The following is a 20180-nucleotide window of genomic DNA, read 5'->3' as shown; positions in this document are numbered from 1 at the left end:
AAGAGAAGGGAACTGCGGAAACTACGGAAACACAAAAAGCCCGCTGGGGGCTCTGGGCTTGTGCAGGCGGCGTTGCATTGCGCTTACTGCGGCAGCACTTCCACCGTGGCCGCATAGCTGGCGCGGCGCGTCTTGGCTTCCTTGATGGCAACCTTGTCATCTCGCACCTCGGCTTCCATCCAGTACATGCCCGGGGCCGGCCACTTGACGCTGAACTTGCCGTCGGCGTCGGTGGTGAACGCCATCTCCTGCAACTGGTCGCGATAGCGGATGCCGCCCGGCACCACGGCGACCTTGACGTTGGCGGCAGGCTTGCCGTCGAGCAGCAGGCGGAAGCTGGCGGCGTCGCCGGCGACCAGGTCGTTCGGGTGCGTGACGGGCGCCAGCTCCAGGCCGCGGCCGGTGGTCTGCAGCACCTTGGCGGTGGGCTTGCCGGCCGTCACGAAGGCTTCCAGCCGGCTATCGGCCTGCGTCACCTGCAGGTCCTGCGCGCCGGCCGGCACCTCCTTGGCGATGGCTTCGGGCGAACCGCGCCAGCGCTTGGCCTGGCCGTCCACCTTGTAGCTGGCGAACAGGCCGTGGTTGACCATGGCGACCTTGTAGGTGCCGGGCTGGGTCAGGTGCACGTCGAAGGTGCTGCGATAGCGGCCGGTGCTCGCGTTCTCGACCTTGGCCGCGGCGCCGTCCGGTGCTGTCACGGCGAGGTTGTCGAGGCGCAGCGGCACGTGCTCGAAGTAGAACAGGTCGTTCGACACGGCGGCGTCGACGGTCACCCACGGGTCGCTGCCCGACAGCACGGTAGCCGACGGCAGCAGCCACTGGCGGTGTGCGTGGGCGGCCAGGGGCATCAGCGCGGCCAGGGCCAGCGCGGCGGCCTGGACGGACAGTTTGGTGGCGAAGGTCTTCATCGTCATGTTCCTATTCCTCTTGCTATTGAATGCAGGGCTGGTTCAGCGGTTCGGGCCACTGGCGCTCGGGGCTCGGGGCTCGGGGCTCGAGGCTCAGGGCTCAGGGCTTCAGGTCGACCGAGACGCCGCCAAGCTCATGCTCGCCCTTGGCCTTGGCCGAGGCGGCTGCCTTGGGCGGCCAGGCAAAGGGCATGCGCAGCAGTTCGCGGCCACCGACCTCGCGGGCGGCTTCCACCACGAGCTGGTACTCGCCGGCGGGCAGCTTGCCCAGCGGCGCCTTGGCATCCGTAAAAGTGAGCGTGTGCTCTCCGGCCGCGCGCGTGGCGCCGGAGATGCCATCGGCGGGCATCTGCATGTCGCGCCCGGCCTTGCGCCACCACTGGCGCATGTCCTTGAGCCACTTGGTGCCTTCGCCGTCCTTGTGCTTGACGTCATACCAGACGGCCAGCGTGGCGGCCGGGCTCTGGTCGGCGCGCTCGATCCACATCGAGACATAGGGCCGGTGATACTCCGCCACGTTCAGGCGGGGGATCTCAACCTTGACGTTCATTTCGGCCGCCACGACCGGGCTGGCGAACGGCACCGCGGCCATGCCGGTAAGGGTGACGGTAAGCAATCGACGCATAACGGGACCTCGTCTGAGAACGGTAAACAGGATCAAGCGATCGTTAGTGGATGAACAGCAGCGCCAGCAACAGCGGCACCACCAGGCCCAGCCCGACCAGCGGCCAGGTCGCCATGCGGCCGCCGGCGTGCAGCTTGAGCAGGAACAGCCCGGTCACGCTGAAGATCAGGCAGGCCGCGGCGAACACATCCAGGAACAGGCTCCAGGCGCGGCCGGTGTTGCGGCCCTTGTGCAGGTCGTTCAGGTAGGAGATCCAGCCACGCGTGGTCTTCTCGTACTGCACCTCGCCGCTGTCCAGCGCCAGGCTGACCCAGGCGTCGCCACCCGGGCGCGGCAATGCGACATAGACCTCATCGGCCTGCCACTCGGCCTCGCGGCCACTGGCGTTGATATCGAGTTCCTGCGACAGCCAGTCGCCCAGCGCCGCCGGCACCGGGCCCTTGTCGCCGTGCGTGGCCTTGCGCAGGGCTGCCGTGAGGCTGGCCGGCGCCGTCGCCGTGCGCTTGACCACTTGCGGGCGCGCCTCGATCTGGCCGGCGTGGTTGAGCGTGAAGCCGGTCACGGCAAACAGCAGCATGCCGATCAGGCACATTGCCGAACTGATCCAGTGCCACTGATGCAGGTGTTTGAGCCAGAAGGCCCGGCGCTGCTGGCCGGCCCCTAGCGATGTTTCAGTCATGTTGATTTTCCGGCACCCGGCAACCTGCTTCTCCGGTGCCTCGCTGGTCAGCTTGCCGCGTCCGCGCGAACGTGCCGCGCCCTATGCCAGGTGACGGTTCAGGCAAATAAGGCGAAAGGATAATGGTTCTCATTTGAAACTGCAATGGCAAGGCAGGCCGTTGCCCGTTACGTTGCATTACAGCGGCACAAAGCAAAGCATCGAGATCCGGGCCGCCTGCTGCTGTCGAAGTGCCCGGTGATCCACAAGGCCCAAAGCATTGTGCGGCTATGCGCACGCGCCGCGCCGAATGCCCTGCAATCCCTTGCCGGCCCTGAGGAAACCCCCTAGTCCCGCTGCGTCAAGTTTGCCTCCCCGCGCGCCGTTATCGCGTCAGCAGTGCCGTGAATCCATACCTAGAAAACGGGGGAGAGAGAATGCTGGACCGCCTGAGCCTGAGGAAGAAGTTGCTGTTGCCATTGCTGTTGAGCTGGGTCTGCCTGCTCGGGCTGACGCTATGGGACGCCTGGCAGATGCGCGAGTTGCGCCTGGCCGAGAAAAAGCTCGACCTGGCGCACGTCACCGAGACCGCGCTGTCCGTGGTGCAGTCGTACGAGGCGCTGGGGCGCAGTGGCAAGATGCCGATGGAAGAAGCCAGGCAGCAGGCCCTGGAGCGCGTGCGTGCCATGCGCTTTGGCGAGGACGGCTACTTCACCCTGATGCACTCCAATGCGGTAGTGGTGATGCACCCGTTCAAGCCGGAGATGAACGGCAAGAACATGGAAGACACCAAGGACCCGAAGGGCACCTACCTGTTCCGCGATATCGCCGCGATCGGCAAGGGCGCGGGACAAGGCTACGTGCAGTACCTGTGGGCCAAGCCTGGCGCGGAAGCGCCGCAGCCCAAGATGAGCTACGTGGCGAACTTCAAGCCGTGGGACTGGAATTTCATCGCCGGGGTCTACCTGGACGACATCGACGCGGCATTCCGCCAGGCGCTGCTCAAGTCGCTGGCCTTGCTGCTGGGCATCGGCACGGTGATGACCGTGGTGGTGCTGCGCATCGCCAACGGCCTGCATAAACAGCTGGGCGGAGAGCCGGCGCTGACTTCGCGCATTGCCGCGCGTATCGCCGAAGGCGACCTGGCCAGCGAAGTGCACACCGCTCCCGGCGACAACCACAGTGTGCTGTTCGCCATGCAGCAGATGCAAACCCGCCTGACCGGCGCCATCGGCAGCATCCGCGGCTCGGCCGATTCGATCGCCGGAGCAGCCCGGGAGATCGCCACCGGCAACGCCGACCTGTCGCGCCGCAGCGAGGAGCAAGCGGCATCGCTGGAACAAACCGCGGCCAGCATGGAACAGCTCACCGGCACCGTGCGCCAGAGCGCCGACAACGCACGCCAGGCCAGCCGCCTGGCCGAGGGCGCATCGGAGATCGCGGTGCGCGGCGGTGTCATCGTGGGCAAAGTGGTCAACACCATGGGCGAGATCAAGGCCGCCTCCGGCAAGGTGGTCGACATCATCGGCGTGATCGAAGGCATCGCCTTCCAGACCAATATCCTCGCGCTCAACGCCGCGGTGGAAGCCGCCCGAGCGGGCGACCAGGGCCGCGGCTTCGCGGTGGTGGCCGGCGAGGTACGCAGCCTGGCGCAGCGCAGCGCCACCGCCGCCAAGGAGATCAAGGCCTTGATCGGCAACTCCGCGCAACGCGTGGACGACGGCTCAGCGCTGGTGGAGACCGCGGGCCAGGCCATGGATGAGATCGTGGAAGCCGTCAAGCGCGTGACCGACCTGATGGGCGAGATGCGCGCCGCCACCGAAGAGCAGACCGGCGGCATCGAGCAGGTCAACCAGGCCGTGACACAGATGGACCAGATGGCGCAGCAGAACGCCGCGCTGGTGGAGCAGGCAGCCGCCGCGGCCGCCTCGCTCGAAGACCAGGCGGATGCGCTGCACCGGGCCGTCGGCACGTTCCGGCTGGCGGGCGCCTGAAATCCGCACAGGGCAGTAACCAGCGGCGCCCAGGGCTCGGCATGCCGGGCGCCGTTCTTCGCGCGCTTCACTGCGCGCTTCTCGTGCGCCGGGGACTTTCCCGCTGCCCGGCGCACGGTTTTCTTCCCCAGCGGTTCTACCTCGGCCGCGCCACCTGCAAAGCCCTCCCGAAATAAGTTGAAAATTTCTCTTGTAATGAGATTAATTCCCATTTACTATGGCTTCACTGACTGACGCGGGCAAGCAAGACAAGCCCCGGCGCCAGGCACCAGAACACAGCTAGGCCAGCGGCAAGTCCGCGGCAACCAGAATTTTGCGGTGTCGCAACGCGGCATCCATCACCGTCTTTTGTGGGGACCGCTCCGTACCGCGGAGCGTTTGGCAGTAGCCAGTCACCGGAGGATCGGGAAAGCAACCAGACCCCGCTTTCCCGATCGGCTCTTCGGCCGACAAGCCAAGCCATTTTTTTATTCCGCGAGCCGTGCACCACGGCTTGCCGCAGCGGGCGGCCTTCCTTCCAGGAAGCCGCCCGCTGCACTCCTACGGTTGGCAATGCGAACATCCGCCCAATGCGCGTGACGGCGCAGCCGGCCCGAGCACCTTCATTTCCGATTGATGCGCCCCGTGCGGGCGCGAAGCCGCAGCATGCTGATGCCTCTCGACAGTACCGAACCCATTGATCTCAAGCGCGCCGGACTCAAGGCAACGTCACCGCGCGTTCGCGTGCTGGAAGTCTTCCGTGCCAGCCCGCGGCGCCACCTTAGCGCCGAAGACGTCTACCGCATCCTGCTGGCGCAGGAAGTCGACGCCGGCTTGTCGACGATCTACCGCGTGCTCAACCAGCTGGTGCAGGCCAACATCCTGCTGCGCCACAGCTTCGAAGCCGATCACGCGGTGTTCGAGCTCAACGAAGGCGGCCACCACGACCACCTGATCTGCGTCGCCTGCGGCCGCGTGGAAGAGTTTCGCGACGAAGCCATCGAAATCCGCCAGCGCGCAGTGGCCACCGCCAATGCCTTCGTGCTGCGCGAGCACATGCTGGTGCTATACGGCCTTTGCCCTGAATGCCGGGCCGACAAATCCATCAACTGATACGGCCCTAGTTCCACCGCCTCCCGATGTCGGAACCACGGCCTCGCCCGTCCCGTCCAACGCGGGCGCCGGCGCGCACCCGGAGTCCATCGTGGATCGCCAGACCAAACCCCTGACCGAACTCAAGCGCCTGCTCAACGATTGCCTGAGCGAGCAGCCCGGATGCCACGGCTGCCAGTTGCACGCGGTATGCGTGCATCGGCCGGATCACACCGGCTGCAACTGGAGCGCGGAAGTGGATTTCCCTGGCCGGAGCGACGAAGAAGCGATCAGGAGCCTGGCACTGGTACGCAGGGTGGTGGTTATGGTCAGGGAGCGCTTCAATGTCGAGCGAATGAACATGAGCGAACCCGGCTTAAGCCTGGCTTGAGCCACCGGCACAGTTCACTCACATAGGTAACACTCGAGTTCAAGCACATAGGTGAGAGTGCCCCCCCACGACTCGCGATATCCCCAAATCAACGGGCCGGTGTAGCCGTGATTACCGCCCCCAGGCGGAAATCACCCGCCCGTGATGCGCAGCGAGCCGTCAAGGTTTTCATCTCCCGTTATGGGGCGCCTCGTCGTCGGGCGAAAAGAGCGGAAAAGAGGGGGCCATGTCTGAGCATCGCCTTAAGGCGATGTGAGTTTGGCCCCCGGCCGCTCTTTTTGCCTGACGACGAGGAGTCTTTCGCCCCATCCGGGTCGCCTTCTTTGCCTACTTTCTTGGCGAGACAAGAAAGTAGGTCGCCTCCCCGCAGGGGAGGTGAAACTGCAGTTGCAGTTGCAGTTGCAGTTGTCCTTGACGTTAAGCTGCAGTCGCCCACCCATCCCCCCACCAAATCCCCCCTCCAGTTAAAATCCCCCGCTAGCCCCCGCGCGCAGCGCGGCCCCACCCCAACCCGCCCCGCGTCCAAATGCCCATCCACTTCGCGCCCCGCCCCGCATTCCTGGCTCTAGCCCTCGCCCTGGGTACCACAGCCACCTGGGCAGCGCCTGACGTCCCGGCCACCAGCGCCCCCGCCAGTAACTGGAAGATCTCCGCCGGCCCGGGCATTTACGTTGCGCCGGATTTCCCCGGCTCCCGCAAGTCGCTCGTCTATCCGATCATCTACCAGGACATCGACTACGGCGGCCGCTTCTTCTCGCGCGGCTTCGACCTGCTCGGGGTCTATGCGGTCAACAACGATATCTGGCAGATTGGCGCAGACTTCCAGTTCGACCCGACCTGGCGCAAGAGCAAGGATGACAGCCGGCTGAAGGGCCTGGGCGATGTCAACATGACCATGCGGGCGCGCGCGTTCGCACAGGCACAGGTATCGTTCGTGACGTTCTCGGCGGATGTGGCGCAGGATATCGCGGGCCAGGGCCAGGGCCTGATTGCCAATGGGGATGTGCTGTTCAGCCTGCCAGCGGGTAAGTGGCTATTCACTTTGGGGCCAGGGCTGACCTGGACCAACGGCAAGTACATGCAGACGTTTTTCGGCGTCACGGCGGAGCAGAGCGCGCGTTCCGGCCTGCAAACGCATGCCGTGGGGGCTGGCCTGCGCGAGTGGCATGCGAATGGCATCGTCAGCTACGAGATCTCGCGCAACTGGTCCGCGCTGGCCTCAGTGACCTTTGCCCGGCTGCAGGGCGATGCGGCCAGCAGCCCGATCACCGAGCGGCGCCAGCAGTGGACTACCATGGGCGCGGTGACCTACCGCTTCCGCTAAGCACGGGAAGCGCGGCAAGCTAGAGCCTTCCGCCTTCAGGGCCGGCCCGGCCCCGGCACCGCCGCATTCCCGCTCGCAGCCGGGGCGGCGGGGCGCAGCACCAGCCAGACCGCCATCCCGATCAGGGCCCCGCCGCCGGCGTGTGCCCACGACAATTGCTCGCCAAGGAAAATGGCGCCCCAGACGATGCCAAACGGCGGGATCAGGAAAGTCACGGTCAGCGAGCGGACCGGGCCCAGGTCGGCGATCAGGCGGTAGTACAGGATGTACGCAATGGCCGTGCAGACCATCCCCACCCCCAGCATCGCCATCCACACGCCCGGCCCTGCGGCCGGCAGCGTGTTCTCGCGCAGCAGCGCTACCGCGCTGAACGGCAACAGGAACAGGGTGGCGCCAAACATGCTGCCCGTTGCCACCAGCCGGCTGTCCAGGCCGCCCTGCGCAGTGATCCACCGCCGCGCCAGGAAGCCCGCCAAGCCATAGCAGGCAGTCGCCACCAGGCAGGCGGCGGCGCCGAGCAGCACCTGGGGCGAGAACGCTACCGGGCCGGTGCGGGTCAGCACCGCCACGCCGGCAACGCCGAGCACAACCCCGCCGGCCTTGGCCAGCGTCAGGCGCTCGCTAAAGCACAGCGCGCCAATCAGCACGCCCATCAGCGGCGTCATGGCATTGAACACCGCGGAGTATCCGGCCGGCAGCCACAGCGCCGCGAACGAGTACATGGCAAACGGGATACCGGAGTTGATCACGCCCAGCGCCATGACCTGGCGCCACTTTCCGCGCATGTCCAAGCGCATGCGCATCATCATCAGGCAGGCCGCCAGCGTGAGCGCGCCGATCAACACACGAAGGAAGGCGGCGGTCAGGGGGCCCAGCACGGGTGCGCCGATCCGCAGGAACAGGAAACTGGCGCCCCAGATGGCGGCAAGGCTGAGCAGGCGAATCAGGTCGGCGGGTTTCATGGCGGGGAGGGAAGACGAGGATGGGGTGCCCGGATTAAACCCCGACGGCATTGGGGCCGCTAGCTGGTTTCGGACATCTCCCTGTCTGAAACAGCCGCAAACGAGCGGATCATTATCCACTTTAAGCAGAATCACCACGCAGGCACCCTACCAAAGAGGGGACAGCTACACTAGTTGCGTGACAAGTCGTGTTTAGTTATTTTAAAATCTGATCTGCGCCAGAGTTAATTGACCCCTCCGACGCATTCCCGACAAGCCGCCACTCACGTGGCGGCTTCTTTTTTTGCGGCGCAGAGTTCACAACTATAAAACAACGTCAACCACAATGCGAGATGCCGCGTTTGCACCGTCATGAAACGACAGTTCCTTGGCTTGCTAGCCCGCATTTACGTCCTCCAATTCGCCGTCGAGGTGCCGGCCACCGTGGCCATGCTCGCCGAGATGCTGATGGAGTACGGCTTCCAGGTGGACATTGGCACCGTCCGTCCCTTGCTGCGCGCCTTGCAGATGGAAGGCTACATGGAAAGCGTCCTGCGTGACGGCATCGGGCGCGTCTACCTGATCACGGAACGTGGGCGGGAAGAGTTGCGCAGCAGCCGCAGCCATGTGGACGACCTGTATCGCCGCCTGCACTCGCGCAACGATCCCTCGGAAGCTTCCCACAACTGATTGCCAGCACGGCGGCCAGGCTCGGCCGCCTATGCGCAGCGCCTGGCGCTCGCATCGGGGCGGTTTGCGTCCGCATTCACGCCCTCGTCTCCCCTCACATTTCCCCCGCACAATGCCTGCCAAAAACGCCCAAACGGGGTCGTTTTGCCGCAACTCCTCATGCGACGAATAACGTACCCGTTTCTGCGTGGACCACCATGCTTTGCGTCAATGAAAGCGCCCGGACAAGCAGCACGCGCTTGATTGCGCACCGCTTTCCCGGGCTTGCCGGCTGACGCTGATCGCCGGGTTTTACTTCTTCTCGGCCTTGCCTTCGTAGCGCTTGCTCCACTCGGCGAGGATGCGGTCGCGGTTGGCGCTGGCCCACGTGAAGTCGTTCTTGATCAGGCGCTTCTCGTAGTCGGCCGGCAGCAGCGGGTCCGGCTTGGCGATGCCCGGGATGGCCAGCACCGCGAAATTCTTTTCGTACAGCGCCATGGCGTCGGACGATGCGGAGAAGTCGGCCAGCTTGCGCGCCGCATCCAGGTTCTTGGTGCCCTTGATGATCGCGGTAGCCTCGATGTCCCAGCCCAGCCCTTCGGACGGCAGCACGATGTCGATCGGCGCGCCTTCCTTCTTGGACTTCATGGCGCGGTACTCGAACGCAATGCCGATCGGGAACTCACCCTGTGCCGCCATCTTGCAAGGCTTGGAGCCAGAGTGCGTATACAGGCCGATGTTCTTGTGCAGGGCGTCCATGTAGGACCAGCCCTTTTGCTCGCCCATCATCTGCAGCCAGGCGCTGACGTCCAGGTAACCGGTGCCCGACGACGCCGGATGCGGCATGACGATCTTGCCGGCGTATACCGGCTTGGTCAGGTCGGCCCACGACGTGGGCTTGGGCAGGCCCTGCTTTTGCGCCTCGATGGTGTTGAAGCAGATTGCCGCGCCCCATACGTCCATGCCGACCCATGCCGGCGGGTTGGCGGCGCCGCGGTATTGCGCGTCCACCGCCGCCAGGTTCTTCGGCGCGTACGGCTGCAGCATGCCTTCCTTGTCGAGGATGGCGAGGCTGGAACCGGCCAGGCCCCACACTACGTCGGCGCGCGGCGCGGCCTTCTCGGCCAGCAGCTTGGCGGTCACGATGCCGGTAGAGTCGCGCACCCACTTGATCTCGATGTCCGGGTTGGCCTTCTCGAACGCGGCCTTGTAGGCGGCGATCTGGTCGGCCTCCAGCGCGGTGTAAACCGTCAGCACAGTATTGGCATGGGCGGCGCCTGCAAGCAGCGCGAAGGCGGCCACGGCGGTGGCGGTGCGGAACAGGTGAGTCATGGTTTCTCCTTGGAAGGCGTGTCGTGAAATTCGGGTCGTGAAATGCGTGTCGTGGCGCCGGGGCTTGTGAGCGATGGCAAATCAAGGCGCCGGCGCGCGCCAGGCTTGCGTGCGGCGCAGCCAGCCGCGCGCGGCGCCCATCAGCAGCAGGCAGGCCAGTGCCGAGGTCAGCAGGATCAGGGTGGACATGGCCGCGGCGGGCGCGGTGTCGCCGGCGTCGTCCATGTTCAGCACCGAGATCGCGGCCAGCACGGTATCGGGGCTGTAGAGGAAGATCACCGCGGATACCGTGGTCATTGCCGAGACGAACAGGTAGCGGAAGATATCGATCAGCGCGGGCAGGCAGATCGGCACCGTCACCCGCCAGCAGGTGACCAGCGGCGCCACGCCGAGCGACAGCGCGGCGGCCTCGAACTCGGCATCGAGCTGGCGCAGCGCGGCGGCGGCGGTGAGATGGCCAGTGGTGTAGAAGTGGGCCACGTTGCAGATCACCAGCAGCGTCATGGTGCCGTAGAGCGCGTGCAGCGGATTGATTGGCGCGTTGAAGAAGAACACATAGCCCAGCCCGAGCACCAGGCCGGGCACCGCCATCGGCAACACAAAGCCGGCGCGCAGCACGCCGTGCAGCCAGGCCGGCCCGCGCGTGCGCTCGGTCAGCCAGGCGCCGAAGAAGATCGCCAGCGTGCCGGCCAGCGCGGTCAGCGCGGCCAGGCGCAGGCTGTTGCGGTAGGCCAGCCAGCCGCCGCCATCCATATTGTCGAAGTCATAATGCGCCAGCGTGAGCTGCAGGTTGTACGGCCACAGCTTGACCAGCGAAGCGCCCACCGCCGCCGCCAGCATGGTCAGCAAGGCGGCGCCGATCACCATCACCACCAGCGTGCAGCAAGCGTCGCGCAGCACGTCGCGGCCCGGCACATAGACCTGGGCGCGGCTCGACATCTGCGCGCGCTGCCGGCGCTGCATGGCGATATCCACGCCGAAGGTCAGTAGCGCCGGCAACAGCAGCAGCATGCCGATCAGCGCGCCGCGCGCGAACTGCTGTTGCCCCACCACGGCCTTGTAGGCTTCCAGCGCTAGCACCGGATAGCCGCCGCCCACCACCTTGGGCACGCCGAAATCCGTCACCACCAGTGTGAACACCAGGCAGGCCGCGCCAAACAGGCCATGCCGCGCGCCCGGCAGCGTCACCGTGAGGAAGGTGCGCCAGGCGGAAGCGCCCATGGCGCGCGCGGCCTCGTACAGGCGCGCGTCGGCCAGCGAGAGCGCGGCCATCAGCACCATCAGCGCATGGGGAAACGTATAGAAGGCCTCGCCCAGCACGATGCCCCAGAAGCCATAGATGCCGCCGGCGCCAAATGCGCCCTTGAAGACGCCCTGGTTGCCGAACAGGTAGACCAGCGCGATGCCCGGCAGCAGCGAGGGGGCAAACAGCGGCAGCAACGCAATGCCCCGCCAGAGCGGCTTGAACGCGATGCGGGAGCGTTGCAACGCGTAGGCAAACCCGAAGGCCAGCGGCACCACCAGCGCGGCCACGGTCAGCGAGACGGCCAGGCTGCGTCCCAGCAGCGGCAGGAAATTCCGATTGGCGACAAGCTCGGCTGCGCGCGCGGGCAAGGCCCAACGCCCGGCTTCGTCGAACCAAGCCTGGCCAAACAGCCCCAGCAGCGGCAGCACCAGCGCCACGGCCAGCCCGGCAAGCCAGAGCCACTTCATCGCGGCGGGTGCGGCATGCGCGATGCGGTCCGCCGCGCTGACGGCGGCACGCCCGCGACTGACGGTGGCATCGCTATCGGCCTTCGCTGCGGCCGCGGGCAATGCGCGCGTCATGCGAACACCTGCAGCGCCTGGCTGGGCAGCGACACCCAGAACTTGTGGCTGCCCGGCGCCGGCAGCAGGTGGCGCTCCTCGCGCAGCACATCGGCAAACAGCGTCTGGCCCGGCAGGCGGTCGGCCTCCAGCATCAGGCGGTAACGGCTGCCCAGATAGGTCTGGTCGACAATGCGCGCCAGCAGGCGGTTGGGCTCGCCTTCCAAGGGGTGTAGGCGAATGGCTTCCGGGCGGCAGCACAGCCGGGCTGCGCCATCGGCTACCTCGCCGGCACGGGCCGGGGATACGGCCAGGTCGAGCTCGCCCACGCTGAAGGTATCGCGCCCGCTGAGGCGGCCATCCAGCCAGTTGGCCTGGCCGATAAACTCGGCCACGAAGGCCGAGGCCGGGCGCTCGTAAATCTCGCCGGGCGTGCCGACCTGGGCGATGCGCCCGCCCTCCATCACGGCGATGCGGTCCGCCATCGCCATGGCTTCATCCTGGTCATGCGTGACCATGACGGTGGTGACGTTCAGGCGCCGCTGCAACTGACGCAACTCCAGCCGCAGATGCTCGCGCACCCGCGCGTCGAGTGCCGACATCGGCTCGTCGAGCAGCAGCAGCGATGGGGCCGGCGCCAGCGCGCGCGCCAGTGCTACGCGCTGCTGCTGGCCGCCCGAGAGCTGCCCGGGGAACTTGCGCTCGCTGCCTGCCAGGCCTACCAGCGACAGCATTTCCTCGACGCGGGCCTCGCGATGCGCGCGTCCCATGCCTCGGCCCTGCAGCCCGTAGGCCACATTCTGGGCCACCGACAAATTGGGAAACAGCGCATAGGACTGGAACAGGATGCCGTAGTCGCGCGCCTGCGGCGCCAAGCCGGTCAGCTCGCGCCCGCCGGCGTGGATACGGCCTGTGTCCTCGCGCTCCAGCCCCGCGATGATGCGCAGCAAAGTGGTTTTGCCGCAACCCGAAGGACCCAGCAGGCACAGCAGTTCCCCCTGCGCCACCGACAGCGAAACGCCGTCCAGCGCCTGGAACCCTCCCGCCCCCGCGAAACGCTTGCCTACCTGCTCGACCGCCAGGAACGCGCGGCCCGGCGCGGACTCACCTGCTTGCATGGACAACCCTCTGCGCTTTGATAACAGCGGGCAGCATAGGAGCGGCGCATGCCAGCCGTGTGGCAGTTGGGCAAAGAATCCCGATGCAGGTATTGGCGGATTTTGGGGGTGCGCCTCAGGGCGCTGCCGGCACCCGTTGCGCGTAGGCCTGCATGGCCGCTTCCCCGCCTGCCGCGCAGATCTCCATCAGGCCGGCAAGCGGCACCGCCTGGCAGAACAGGTAGCCCTGCACGGCATCGCAGCCGTGCTCGCGCAGGAACGCAAACTGCGCGGGCGACTCCACGCCTTCGGCCACCACCTGCAAGTGCAGCTGGTGGCCAAGGGTGATGATGGCGGCCGCCACGGCCTGGTGATGTTGTTCGTGCGCCACGTCGTCGACGAAGGATTTGTCGATTTTCAGCTTGTCGATCGGCAGCCGCGTCAGGTAGCCCAGGCCCGAATAACCCGTGCCGAAATCGTCGATCGACAATCCCACGCCGAGCGCGCGCACGCGCTCGAAGGTGTCGATGGTCTTGCTGCCGCCCTCGATCAGGATGCCCTCCGTCACCTCGATGGTGAGGCTCGAAGCCGGCAGGCCTGCGGCCGCCAGGCACTGCGTGACCATGGCGGGAAACCCTTCCTGGCGCAGTTGCAGCGGCGAGATGTTCACCGCCACATCCAGCTCCACGCCAAGCTCGCTGCGCAACTGCTGGATCTCGCGGCAGGCCGTGGCCAGAATCCACTCGCCCAGCGGCATGATCAGGCCGCTCTGCTCGGCAATCGGGATGAACTCTGCCGGCGGGATCACGCCGCGCTCGGGGGTTTCCCATTGAATGAGCGCTTCCACGCCGGTAATGCGCAACGTGGCCGCATCGACGATGGGCTGGTAGCGCAGCTTGAACGCTTGCGTGGCCAGCGCGCGCCGCAGCAGCCCCTCGATGGTGAACCGTGCCATCGACGCCTCGGCCATCTCGCTGGAAAAGCGGCTGAGCTGCGCGCCGCCGCGGCGCTTGGCCGCGTACATGGCAGCATCGGCATTCTTGAGCAGGTCGGCAAGGTTATCGCCGTCGTCGGGGCACAGCACCATGCCGATCGAGGGCGTCACGCGCAGGCGCTGGTTGCCCAGCTGCAGGTCTTCCGACAAGCGAGCCAGGATCTTGGCGGCGACCAGTTCGGCCTCGCTGTCCTGGCTCAAGGGGTCGAGCACCACCACGAACTCGTCGCCGCCCATGCGGGCGACCAGGTCGGCGTGGCGCACCGCGGCCTTGAGACGATCGGCCACGATGCGCAGGACCTCATCGCCGATGTGGTGGCCCAGCGATTCGTTGATGCGCTTGAACTGATCGAGATCGAGCAATAGCAGCGCAATGCGCTCGCCCTTGCGCAGCGCGCGCTGCAGCACCAGTTCCGTGCGTGCATGAAGCTCGGCGCGGTTGGGCAGGCCTGTGAGGGCGTCGTGATGCGCAAGGTGCCGGATGTATTCGTCGGCCCGCTTGCGCTCCGTCAGGTCGTGCGCGATGGCGAGATAGCCGCCGGCATCCAGGCCCCCGATGGCGGCCTCGCCAGCGAGGGCCGGCTCGGGCGCGTCCCCCGTGCCGCCGGACACGCGCGCCTCGGGCAGCGCGGTCAGCGTCAGTTGCACCGGCAGGCGCGAGCCGCCCTTGCGCACATAGGTCCACTCCTGTTCGTCGGCCAGCCCGAGCCGGGCCTTGCCGACCACGGCGGCCAAGCCGGGGGCCACCGGCTCGCCCAGCTCGTTGGTGAGCACGGCAGCGCGTGCCACGACCTCCTTGGGATCGAGGAAATCCAGATAGCGCATGCGACCGGCCACCTCGCTGGCCTGGTACCACAGCATGCGCTGGCCGGCGCGGTTGATGCCGGTCACCGTGCCGTTGCGGTCAAAGGTGATGACGCACAGCGCGGTGTGATCGAGCACGCGCGCGCTGCGCTCGGCCGTCTGGGCGGCGGCAAGCTCGGCACGGCGGATGGCGCTCAGGTCGGTCACCACCCACAGCACCCGGCCGGGCCCGGCGGCGGGCACCGGCGCCACGGCCACGCGCACGGGAATGGTCGTGCCGTCGGACCTGCGGGCGTGGCTCTCCAGCCGCCCCTCCAGCGCCGTCGCGGCCAGCGTGGCGGCATCGGGCAGCAAGGTGGCGATGGCGGTGCCGGCGAACTGGTCCGGCGCCTTGCCGAACAGCGCAGTGGCCGCCGCGCTGGCGATCTGGACACGGCCACCGGCATCGCACACCAGGAAGGCATCGCTGGCGCTGGCCAGGCCCGCGCGCTGCAAGGCGCCATCCGCCTGCCGGCCCTGGCGCGCCCGCGCCGCGAGTTGCCACGCCCTACGCCGCTGGCGCGCCAGCCCAAACACAATCCAGGCTAGCAACAGCGTGCCCACCGTGCCGCCCGCCAGAGTCAGCATGGAGCGCCGCGGGCGATGCGCCGAATCGAACGCCGGCGTGGTGGCGCCACGCAAGGTCCAGATCCGGCCGCCAAAGTTCAGCTCGCGTTCGGCCTGCAGCAGCGGCGCCGGGGCTGGCGCGCCAGCCGGCACGGGCTCGGCGTCACCGGCCAGGAGCGCGCTGGGCCTGGTGTCGCGGCCTTCATAGAGCAGCAGCGACAAGGTGCCAGCCGCTGGCAGGCTGACCCCGCGCAGCAGGTCTCCCAGGCGCAGGGACGTGTAGACATAGCCGGTCACGGCCTGCTGCCGCTGGGTGGGGGTGTTCAGGGGCAGGCCGCTGCCGTACACCGGCAGGTACAGCACCGCGCCACGCTGCGGCGCCTGCGTCTCGTTCTCGCGCGTGAGTTCCACGCCGCCGCTCAGGCGCGCCTCGCCGCTATCGCGTGCAGCCTCGGCGGCAGCACGGCGCACGGGATCGGACATGATGTCAAAGCCAAGCGCCCGCGTGATGCGCCCGGCAAAGGGCTCGACATATACCACGGGCGCATACACGTCACGCGGGCCCAGCGGGTACACCTCGAAGCCGGGCTGGCCCTGGCGGCGTATCGTCTCGACCAGCCAGTCGAGCTCCCTTGGCGGGGTCAGGCGCGCATAGCCGATCGAATGGGTGCCGGGCGGCAGGTCATCCAGCTGGGTGGTGTACAGGTAGTTGCGCCACTGCTCGCGGGTGAGGGCGGGATCGGCGGCGAACAGCCCGGTGGTGCCGCGCAGCAGTTGCTCGTTGTCCTGCAGGCGCCGTTGCAAGCCGGAGAAGACCGGCGAGAACACCGCCTCGAAATCGTCGCGCGCCACCTCGCGCTCGAGTGCATGCATGCTACGCCAGGCGCCGCCAGTCGCCAGAGCGCCGGCCGCGGCGACCAGCAGGGACAGCAGGACTGGCGAAATTGAGGGCAGTTTCATGAATTGGGGGTGCGGATGGGAGCCCTCGGTGGCCTCGCCCTGCCGCCGCCGGGCGACGGCCCACTATACCGTGGCGGCAAAGGCTCGCCCACCCCCGGCGTGCCGCCGTAACGTGCGGCGCCACACGCTGGCGGGCGCGGCGCGCGCGCGCCCCTGCCGGACTCGCGCGGGGCTAGCGCTTGTGGTAGGGTTGGCGGGCCCGCAAGCCTGCCGAAGCCCGACTCCCGGCAACCATGCGGGCCGGCCGTCCAGAAGGCGCGCGCCGTCCCACGACACCGCCGGCTCGCATGCCCCAAGTTTCGCTTTCCCTGAAGGCGCGTCTCGCGCTGATTACCACGGCGCTTGCCGCCGTGCTTGGTACCGGCATCGTGCTGGCATCGCTCTATTACGCACACGACGACCTGCGCGCCGCGCTGCAAGACCAGCAGGATTCCATCGTCAAGCTCGCCGCGGACCAGCTCGACACCGCCATGGAGGACCGCATCACCCTGCTGTCCCACGTGGCGCCGCAACTGGCCGGCGAGCTCTCCCGCCCCGGCGCCGAGCTGCACCGCCTGCTGGAGCGGCGGATTCCCGTGCCCGGCACCTTCAATGCGTTCATGGTGGCCGATGCCCAGGGCCGCGTCCTGGCACAGGATGGCGTGCCGATAAACATCGCTGACCGTGACTACTTCCGCGAAGCCGCGCGTACCCTTGAGCCCGTGATCACCCCGCCTATCCGCGCTCGCTTCAATGGCGCGACCGGCGTGCTGATGGCGGTGCCCATCGTCTCGCAGCAAGGCGAATTCCTCGGCCTGCTGGGCGGCTGGCTCGACCTGTCGAGCGCCAACTTCCTGGTGGAGATCACCCACAACCGGCTCGGCACCACCGGCTTCTATTGCCTGGTATCGGGAGGGCGGAAGCCGGTCTATGTGCGCCACCCCGATCCGGCCAAGGCCACGCAACCGGCCCGCGCGCTGGGAGACGCCTGCGGCGTCGACGAGCGCAGCGGCCGTATCGAATTTCTCTCGCCCGCCAGGCCGCTGATCTCGCGCTACCTGATGGAGAGCACTGGCTGGGAGCTGGTAGCGGTGCTGCCCGCGCAGGAAGCCTTTGCGCCGCTGCACGCCATGCAAAGGCGCTTCCTCACGCTGGCGCTGTTGTCGCTGGCGGTGGTGGCCCTGCTGATCTGGCTGACGCTGCGCTACCTGCTGGCGCCACTCACGCGCCTGCACCAGGTGGTAAGCGACAGCGCGCACGACCTCTCTGCCTACGAAAAACTGCCGGCACAGCAGCATGACGAGATCGGCGACCTGGCCCGTGCCTTCGTGCAGTTGATGCATGACGTGCGCGAGCGGCGCGAGCAGCTTGACCTGAGCGAGCGCCAGCTGCGCGCAGTCACCGATACACTGCCCGCGCTGCTGGCCTTTGTTGGCCCCGACGAGCGCTATGTCTTCAACAACCTCGCCTACGAGCGGACCTATGGCATCCCCGTGAAGGCGCTGCGCGGCATGACCGTGCGCGAGGTGATTGGCGAGATCCGCTACGCGCGCGCCCGGCCATTCCTGATAAAGGCGCTGGCAGGCACCGCGGCGACGTTCGAGATCGAGGAGACCGAACCCGAGTACCACTGCCTGGAAATCAATCTGCGCCCCGAGTGGAGCGCGGACGGCAGCCACGTGGTGGGCGTGCATGTACATGTGCAGGACGTGACCCAGCGCAAGCTGGAGACCCTGCGGCTATCGCGCATCTCCCGGCTCGACCACCTGACCCAGCTGCTCAACCGCAGCGCGTTCGAGGCGCTGCTGCAGGCCGCCATGGGGCGCAGCCGCGAAGAAGGCCGGCTCATGGCGCTGCTCTACCTGGACATGGATCGCTTCAAGGCGGTCAACGACTTCCACGGCCACATCACCGGCGACCTGCTGCTCCAAGCCTTCGGGCGACGCCTGCAGCGCTGCGTGCGCGAGCGCGACACGGTGGCGCGCCTGGGCGGCGACGAGTTCGCGGTGGTGCTGGAGGATATCGGCGGCGCGGCCAATGCGCAGCGCATTGCGCAGGCCATCATGCATTCGGTGAGCCGGCGCTTTTTCATCGACGGCGTGTTTGCCGATGTGGATGTGAGCATTGGCGTGGCGCTCTACAAGGGCGCGCCCATGCCGGACCAGGAACTGATGCGCCAGGCCGATACCCTGCTCTACCGCGCCAAGGCGGCGGGCCGGGGCCGCTTCGAGATGGGGCCGCCGGAACTGCTGGACAGCTGACTTAGCTGGCTTACTTGCCTTCTTCGAACGGCACGTGCTTGCCGTCGCGCGACTGGTAGCCCAGCTTGGTATCCGCGCCCATCATCCGCTCCCATGCCACCATGGCATCCGCCACGGCGTTGGGCTCGCCCTTGAACACCAGCACATCGTTGCCGCAGTTCGGGCACTGCCCGCCAAACACGGCATCGATGCCGCGCAGGTTGGGCGCGTCGATGGCATCGAAGGTACTGAACGCCGTCTTGCATGCGCCGCACACCAGTTGCGCGGGCCGCATGCCTTCGAGCCGCGCGCGGGCCTGGTCGGCACGCTCTGCCTGGCTGCCCCGTTGTTTTGCTTCACCCATGATGGCCTTCCTTTGCGCAGCCGCCTGGCTGCGCTTCACTTGATTGATTCATCCGTTGCGCGCCCCTCAGAACGGCGCCGGGCCTACAGCGGACTGCGGCGCCACCGGCGGGAACGCGATCAGCCCGGTCTGGCGTTGCAACGCATAGCGCACATAGACGCCGGCATACCACTGGCGATAGTCGCGCGCGTTGTCGATGCCGAGCAGGCCACCGACAAACAGCTGCTGGGCTGCCTGGTACTCCACCGAGCCAACCAGATTGTAGGCCAGGCCGGTCTTGGACTGGCCGGGATAGACTGCGGAGGTGGAGTTGGTAAGGCCCTTGCCGTTGGCCGTGGCGACCGTCGCATTGGCGGCGGCCTGGGCCGCCCCATCGGTCGGGAAATAGTCCGATGCATCCTCGCGGAAGGCCTGCATGCCGAGCGCGCCGCGCACATTGTAGGCCAGCCGGCCGCTGCGCCCTGCCAGCGAGAGCGGCACGGTCACGGCGAAATAGGTCTGCGGGCTGAAATAGCCGCCCTGGCCGAAGGTGAAGTAGCGCAGGTTATCCGCGTACCCCATCGAGGTGAAGTTGACGCCGCTCATCAGGCGTTGCTCGGCGTTGTCGATCAGGCGCAGGTAGAAGCCGCCGCCACCTTCCCAGCGGGTGTTGCGCTTCACGTCGTGCCCGGTCAGCAAGCCGTAGCCACCGTAGCCGTAGATGCCGAAGAAGCCATCGTCCCAGCCCAGGTCGGCGCGTGCGCTGGTGTTCATCACGCCACCCCATTGCAGGCCGGTGCGCTCATCCCGCACGCCCGCGTACGACAGCAAGCTATCCGTGACGGGGCGGCGCGATGCGCCGAGCGACAGCGTGGTGCGTTGCGTGAGCGGCAAGTTGAGGCGCGCGCCGGTGTTGACGTCGGCGTAGCGGAAGCCCAGCGGCGTGCTGCCCAGGTCGGCCTTGAAACGGTCCGATTCATAGGCCACGCCAACCGCCACGCCAAAGGCGTTCTGCGGGCCCGCGGAAGTGGATTTCAGTGGCGTGTTGGCCAGGTTGACGGGCGCGCCGCCCACCGGGAAAGCCAGCGGGCCGCCGCCAAAGCGCGAGGCGCTGTTGTAGTCGCTGCCGACCGAGCCGGCGTCGAGCGCGACCGGGGTCACGCGCGCCACCAGCTTGCCGTTGCCGACGGCCATCTTGGCCTCGGCCACCACCTGCATCTCGGTGAGCTGGCTCATGCCGGAGTCGCCATTGCGCCCGCGTAGCACGGGGCCACCGGCGAGCGTGCTGGTGCGCTGGGATTCGATCTCGTTGAGTTCTTGCTGCGCGGTCTTGGGCCCGGTCGGGTTGGCCTGCGAATCGGCTTCGGCCAGCCAGGGCGCGCGCGACTGCGCGCCGATCGGCTCGCGCGCCGGCGTGGCGGGCGCGGCCATGGACACC

Annotated in this window: 16 protein-coding genes; 6 read left to right on the top strand and 10 right to left on the bottom strand. The window is 67.3% G+C overall.

Annotated features, from left to right (window positions below):
- Window positions 1-83: 83 nt before the first annotated feature.
- The 3 genes from ACGLHR_RS27420 to ACGLHR_RS27410 form a co-directional block, all read right to left on the bottom strand.
- Complete coding sequence (locus ACGLHR_RS27420) at window positions 84-908, bottom strand: DUF4198 domain-containing protein (protein WP_400097416.1); 825 nt, start codon at window positions 906-908, stop codon at window positions 84-86.
- Window positions 909-1008: 100 nt separating this feature from the next.
- The gene (locus tag ACGLHR_RS27415) at window positions 1009-1533 is read right to left on the bottom strand and encodes a DUF2271 domain-containing protein (RefSeq protein WP_400097371.1); all 525 of its coding nucleotides are present in this window, start codon (window positions 1531-1533) and stop codon (window positions 1009-1011) included.
- Between the two features lie 43 nt (window positions 1534-1576).
- Window positions 1577-2212 carry a PepSY-associated TM helix domain-containing protein gene (locus tag ACGLHR_RS27410; RefSeq protein WP_400097369.1) on the bottom strand — a complete coding sequence of 212 codons (636 nt, stop codon included), beginning with the start codon at window positions 2210-2212 and terminating at the stop codon, window positions 1577-1579.
- Between the two features lie 416 nt (window positions 2213-2628).
- On the opposite strand from ACGLHR_RS27410, the gene ACGLHR_RS27405 reads away from it, so the two are divergent.
- The 4 genes from ACGLHR_RS27405 (at window position 2629) to ACGLHR_RS27390 (ending at window position 6971) form a co-directional block, all read left to right on the top strand.
- The gene (locus tag ACGLHR_RS27405; protein ID WP_400097367.1) at window positions 2629-4185 is read left to right on the top strand and encodes a methyl-accepting chemotaxis protein; all 1557 of its coding nucleotides are present in this window, start codon (window positions 2629-2631) and stop codon (window positions 4183-4185) included.
- Window positions 4186-4830: 645 nt separating this feature from the next.
- Window positions 4831-5277 (top strand): ferric iron uptake transcriptional regulator, encoded by a 447-nt coding sequence (gene fur, locus ACGLHR_RS27400; RefSeq protein WP_400097366.1) that lies wholly within the window; start codon window positions 4831-4833, stop codon window positions 5275-5277.
- 91 nt (window positions 5278-5368) lie between these two features.
- Complete coding sequence (locus ACGLHR_RS27395; protein ID WP_400097365.1) at window positions 5369-5647, top strand: hypothetical protein; 279 nt, start codon at window positions 5369-5371, stop codon at window positions 5645-5647.
- A 526-nt stretch (window positions 5648-6173) separates the two neighbouring features.
- Entirely contained in the window at window positions 6174-6971 is a 798-nt protein-coding gene (locus ACGLHR_RS27390; protein ID WP_400097364.1) for a MipA/OmpV family protein, read from the top strand.
- Between the two features lie 35 nt (window positions 6972-7006).
- Here ACGLHR_RS27390 and ACGLHR_RS27385 read toward each other — a convergent pair whose 3' ends face one another.
- Window positions 7007-7933, bottom strand: a complete 927-nt coding sequence (locus ACGLHR_RS27385) for a DMT family transporter (protein WP_318236192.1) — start codon at window positions 7931-7933, stop codon at window positions 7007-7009.
- A gap of 351 nt (window positions 7934-8284) precedes the next feature.
- Here ACGLHR_RS27385 and ACGLHR_RS27380 point away from each other — a divergent pair, with 351 nt between their 5' ends.
- Window positions 8285-8602 carry a PadR family transcriptional regulator gene (locus ACGLHR_RS27380; protein WP_400097363.1) on the top strand — a complete coding sequence of 106 codons (318 nt, stop codon included), beginning with the start codon at window positions 8285-8287 and terminating at the stop codon, window positions 8600-8602.
- A 291-nt stretch (window positions 8603-8893) separates the two neighbouring features.
- On the opposite strand, the gene ACGLHR_RS27375 is transcribed toward ACGLHR_RS27380, so the two are convergent.
- The 4 genes from ACGLHR_RS27375 to ACGLHR_RS27360 all read right to left on the bottom strand — a co-directional run bounded on the left by ACGLHR_RS27375 (window position 8894) and on the right by ACGLHR_RS27360 (window position 16180).
- Window positions 8894-9913, bottom strand: a complete 1020-nt coding sequence (locus ACGLHR_RS27375; RefSeq protein WP_400097362.1) for a putative 2-aminoethylphosphonate ABC transporter substrate-binding protein — start codon at window positions 9911-9913, stop codon at window positions 8894-8896.
- Between the two features lie 81 nt (window positions 9914-9994).
- Window positions 9995-11740, bottom strand: coding sequence for a putative 2-aminoethylphosphonate ABC transporter permease subunit (locus tag ACGLHR_RS27370; protein ID WP_400097360.1), 1746 nt, complete (start codon window positions 11738-11740; stop codon window positions 9995-9997).
- Window positions 11737-12837 (bottom strand): putative 2-aminoethylphosphonate ABC transporter ATP-binding protein, encoded by a 1101-nt coding sequence (locus ACGLHR_RS27365; RefSeq protein ID WP_400097358.1) that lies wholly within the window; start codon window positions 12835-12837, stop codon window positions 11737-11739. Before ACGLHR_RS27365 ends, ACGLHR_RS27370 begins: the two co-directional genes overlap by 4 nt.
- Before the next feature lie 115 nt (window positions 12838-12952).
- Complete coding sequence (locus ACGLHR_RS27360; RefSeq protein WP_400097356.1) at window positions 12953-16180, bottom strand: EAL domain-containing protein; 3228 nt, start codon at window positions 16178-16180, stop codon at window positions 12953-12955.
- Window positions 16181-16467: 287 nt separating this feature from the next.
- Between ACGLHR_RS27360 and ACGLHR_RS27355 the strand changes: the two genes are divergently transcribed.
- On the top strand, window positions 16468-18420 hold the full coding sequence (locus ACGLHR_RS27355) for a diguanylate cyclase domain-containing protein (protein ID WP_400097353.1): 1953 nt from the start codon (window positions 16468-16470) through the stop codon (window positions 18418-18420).
- 10 nt (window positions 18421-18430) lie between these two features.
- On the opposite strand, the gene ACGLHR_RS27350 is transcribed toward ACGLHR_RS27355, so the two are convergent.
- Complete coding sequence (locus tag ACGLHR_RS27350; RefSeq protein ID WP_318236199.1) at window positions 18431-18763, bottom strand: hypothetical protein; 333 nt, start codon at window positions 18761-18763, stop codon at window positions 18431-18433.
- Between the two features lie 66 nt (window positions 18764-18829).
- Window positions 18830-20180: cellulose synthase subunit BcsC-related outer membrane protein (locus ACGLHR_RS27345; RefSeq protein WP_400097351.1), on the bottom strand; the 1351-nt coding region annotated here is incomplete at its 5' end.

The organism is Cupriavidus sp. CuC1, assembly GCF_044627735.1.
GTDB classification, from domain to species: domain Bacteria; phylum Pseudomonadota; class Gammaproteobacteria; order Burkholderiales; family Burkholderiaceae; genus Cupriavidus; species Cupriavidus ulmosensis.
Note: the sequence above shows the minus strand (reverse complement) of the source record. Positions and strands in the feature narration are given on the sequence as shown.

Excerpts from the sequence above, each read along its gene's own strand:
- ACGLHR_RS27375 (WP_400097362.1), bottom strand. The coding sequence starts at position 9,913 with ATGACTCACCTGTTCCGCACCGCCACCGCCGTGGCCGCCTTCGCGCTG.
- ACGLHR_RS27415 (WP_400097371.1), bottom strand. The coding sequence starts at position 1,533 with ATGCGTCGATTGCTTACCGTCACCCTTACCGGCATGGCCGCGGTGCCG.
- ACGLHR_RS27350 (WP_318236199.1), bottom strand. The coding sequence starts at position 18,763 with ATGGGTGAAGCAAAACAACGGGGCAGCCAGGCAGAGCGTGCCGACCAG.
- ACGLHR_RS27390 (WP_400097364.1), top strand. The coding sequence starts at position 6,174 with ATGCCCATCCACTTCGCGCCCCGCCCCGCATTCCTGGCTCTAGCCCTC.
- ACGLHR_RS27365 (WP_400097358.1), bottom strand. The coding sequence starts at position 12,837 with ATGCAAGCAGGTGAGTCCGCGCCGGGCCGCGCGTTCCTGGCGGTCGAG.
- fur (WP_400097366.1), top strand. The coding sequence starts at position 4,831 with ATGCTGATGCCTCTCGACAGTACCGAACCCATTGATCTCAAGCGCGCC.
- ACGLHR_RS27420 (WP_400097416.1), bottom strand. The coding sequence starts at position 908 with ATGAAGACCTTCGCCACCAAACTGTCCGTCCAGGCCGCCGCGCTGGCC.
- ACGLHR_RS27360 (WP_400097356.1), bottom strand. The coding sequence starts at position 16,180 with ATGAAACTGCCCTCAATTTCGCCAGTCCTGCTGTCCCTGCTGGTCGCC.
- ACGLHR_RS27410 (WP_400097369.1), bottom strand. The coding sequence starts at position 2,212 with ATGACTGAAACATCGCTAGGGGCCGGCCAGCAGCGCCGGGCCTTCTGG.
- ACGLHR_RS27370 (WP_400097360.1), bottom strand. The coding sequence starts at position 11,740 with ATGACGCGCGCATTGCCCGCGGCCGCAGCGAAGGCCGATAGCGATGCC.
- ACGLHR_RS27405 (WP_400097367.1), top strand. The coding sequence starts at position 2,629 with ATGCTGGACCGCCTGAGCCTGAGGAAGAAGTTGCTGTTGCCATTGCTG.
- ACGLHR_RS27355 (WP_400097353.1), top strand. The coding sequence starts at position 16,468 with ATGCCCCAAGTTTCGCTTTCCCTGAAGGCGCGTCTCGCGCTGATTACC.
- ACGLHR_RS27380 (WP_400097363.1), top strand. The coding sequence starts at position 8,285 with ATGAAACGACAGTTCCTTGGCTTGCTAGCCCGCATTTACGTCCTCCAA.
- ACGLHR_RS27385 (WP_318236192.1), bottom strand. The coding sequence starts at position 7,933 with ATGAAACCCGCCGACCTGATTCGCCTGCTCAGCCTTGCCGCCATCTGG.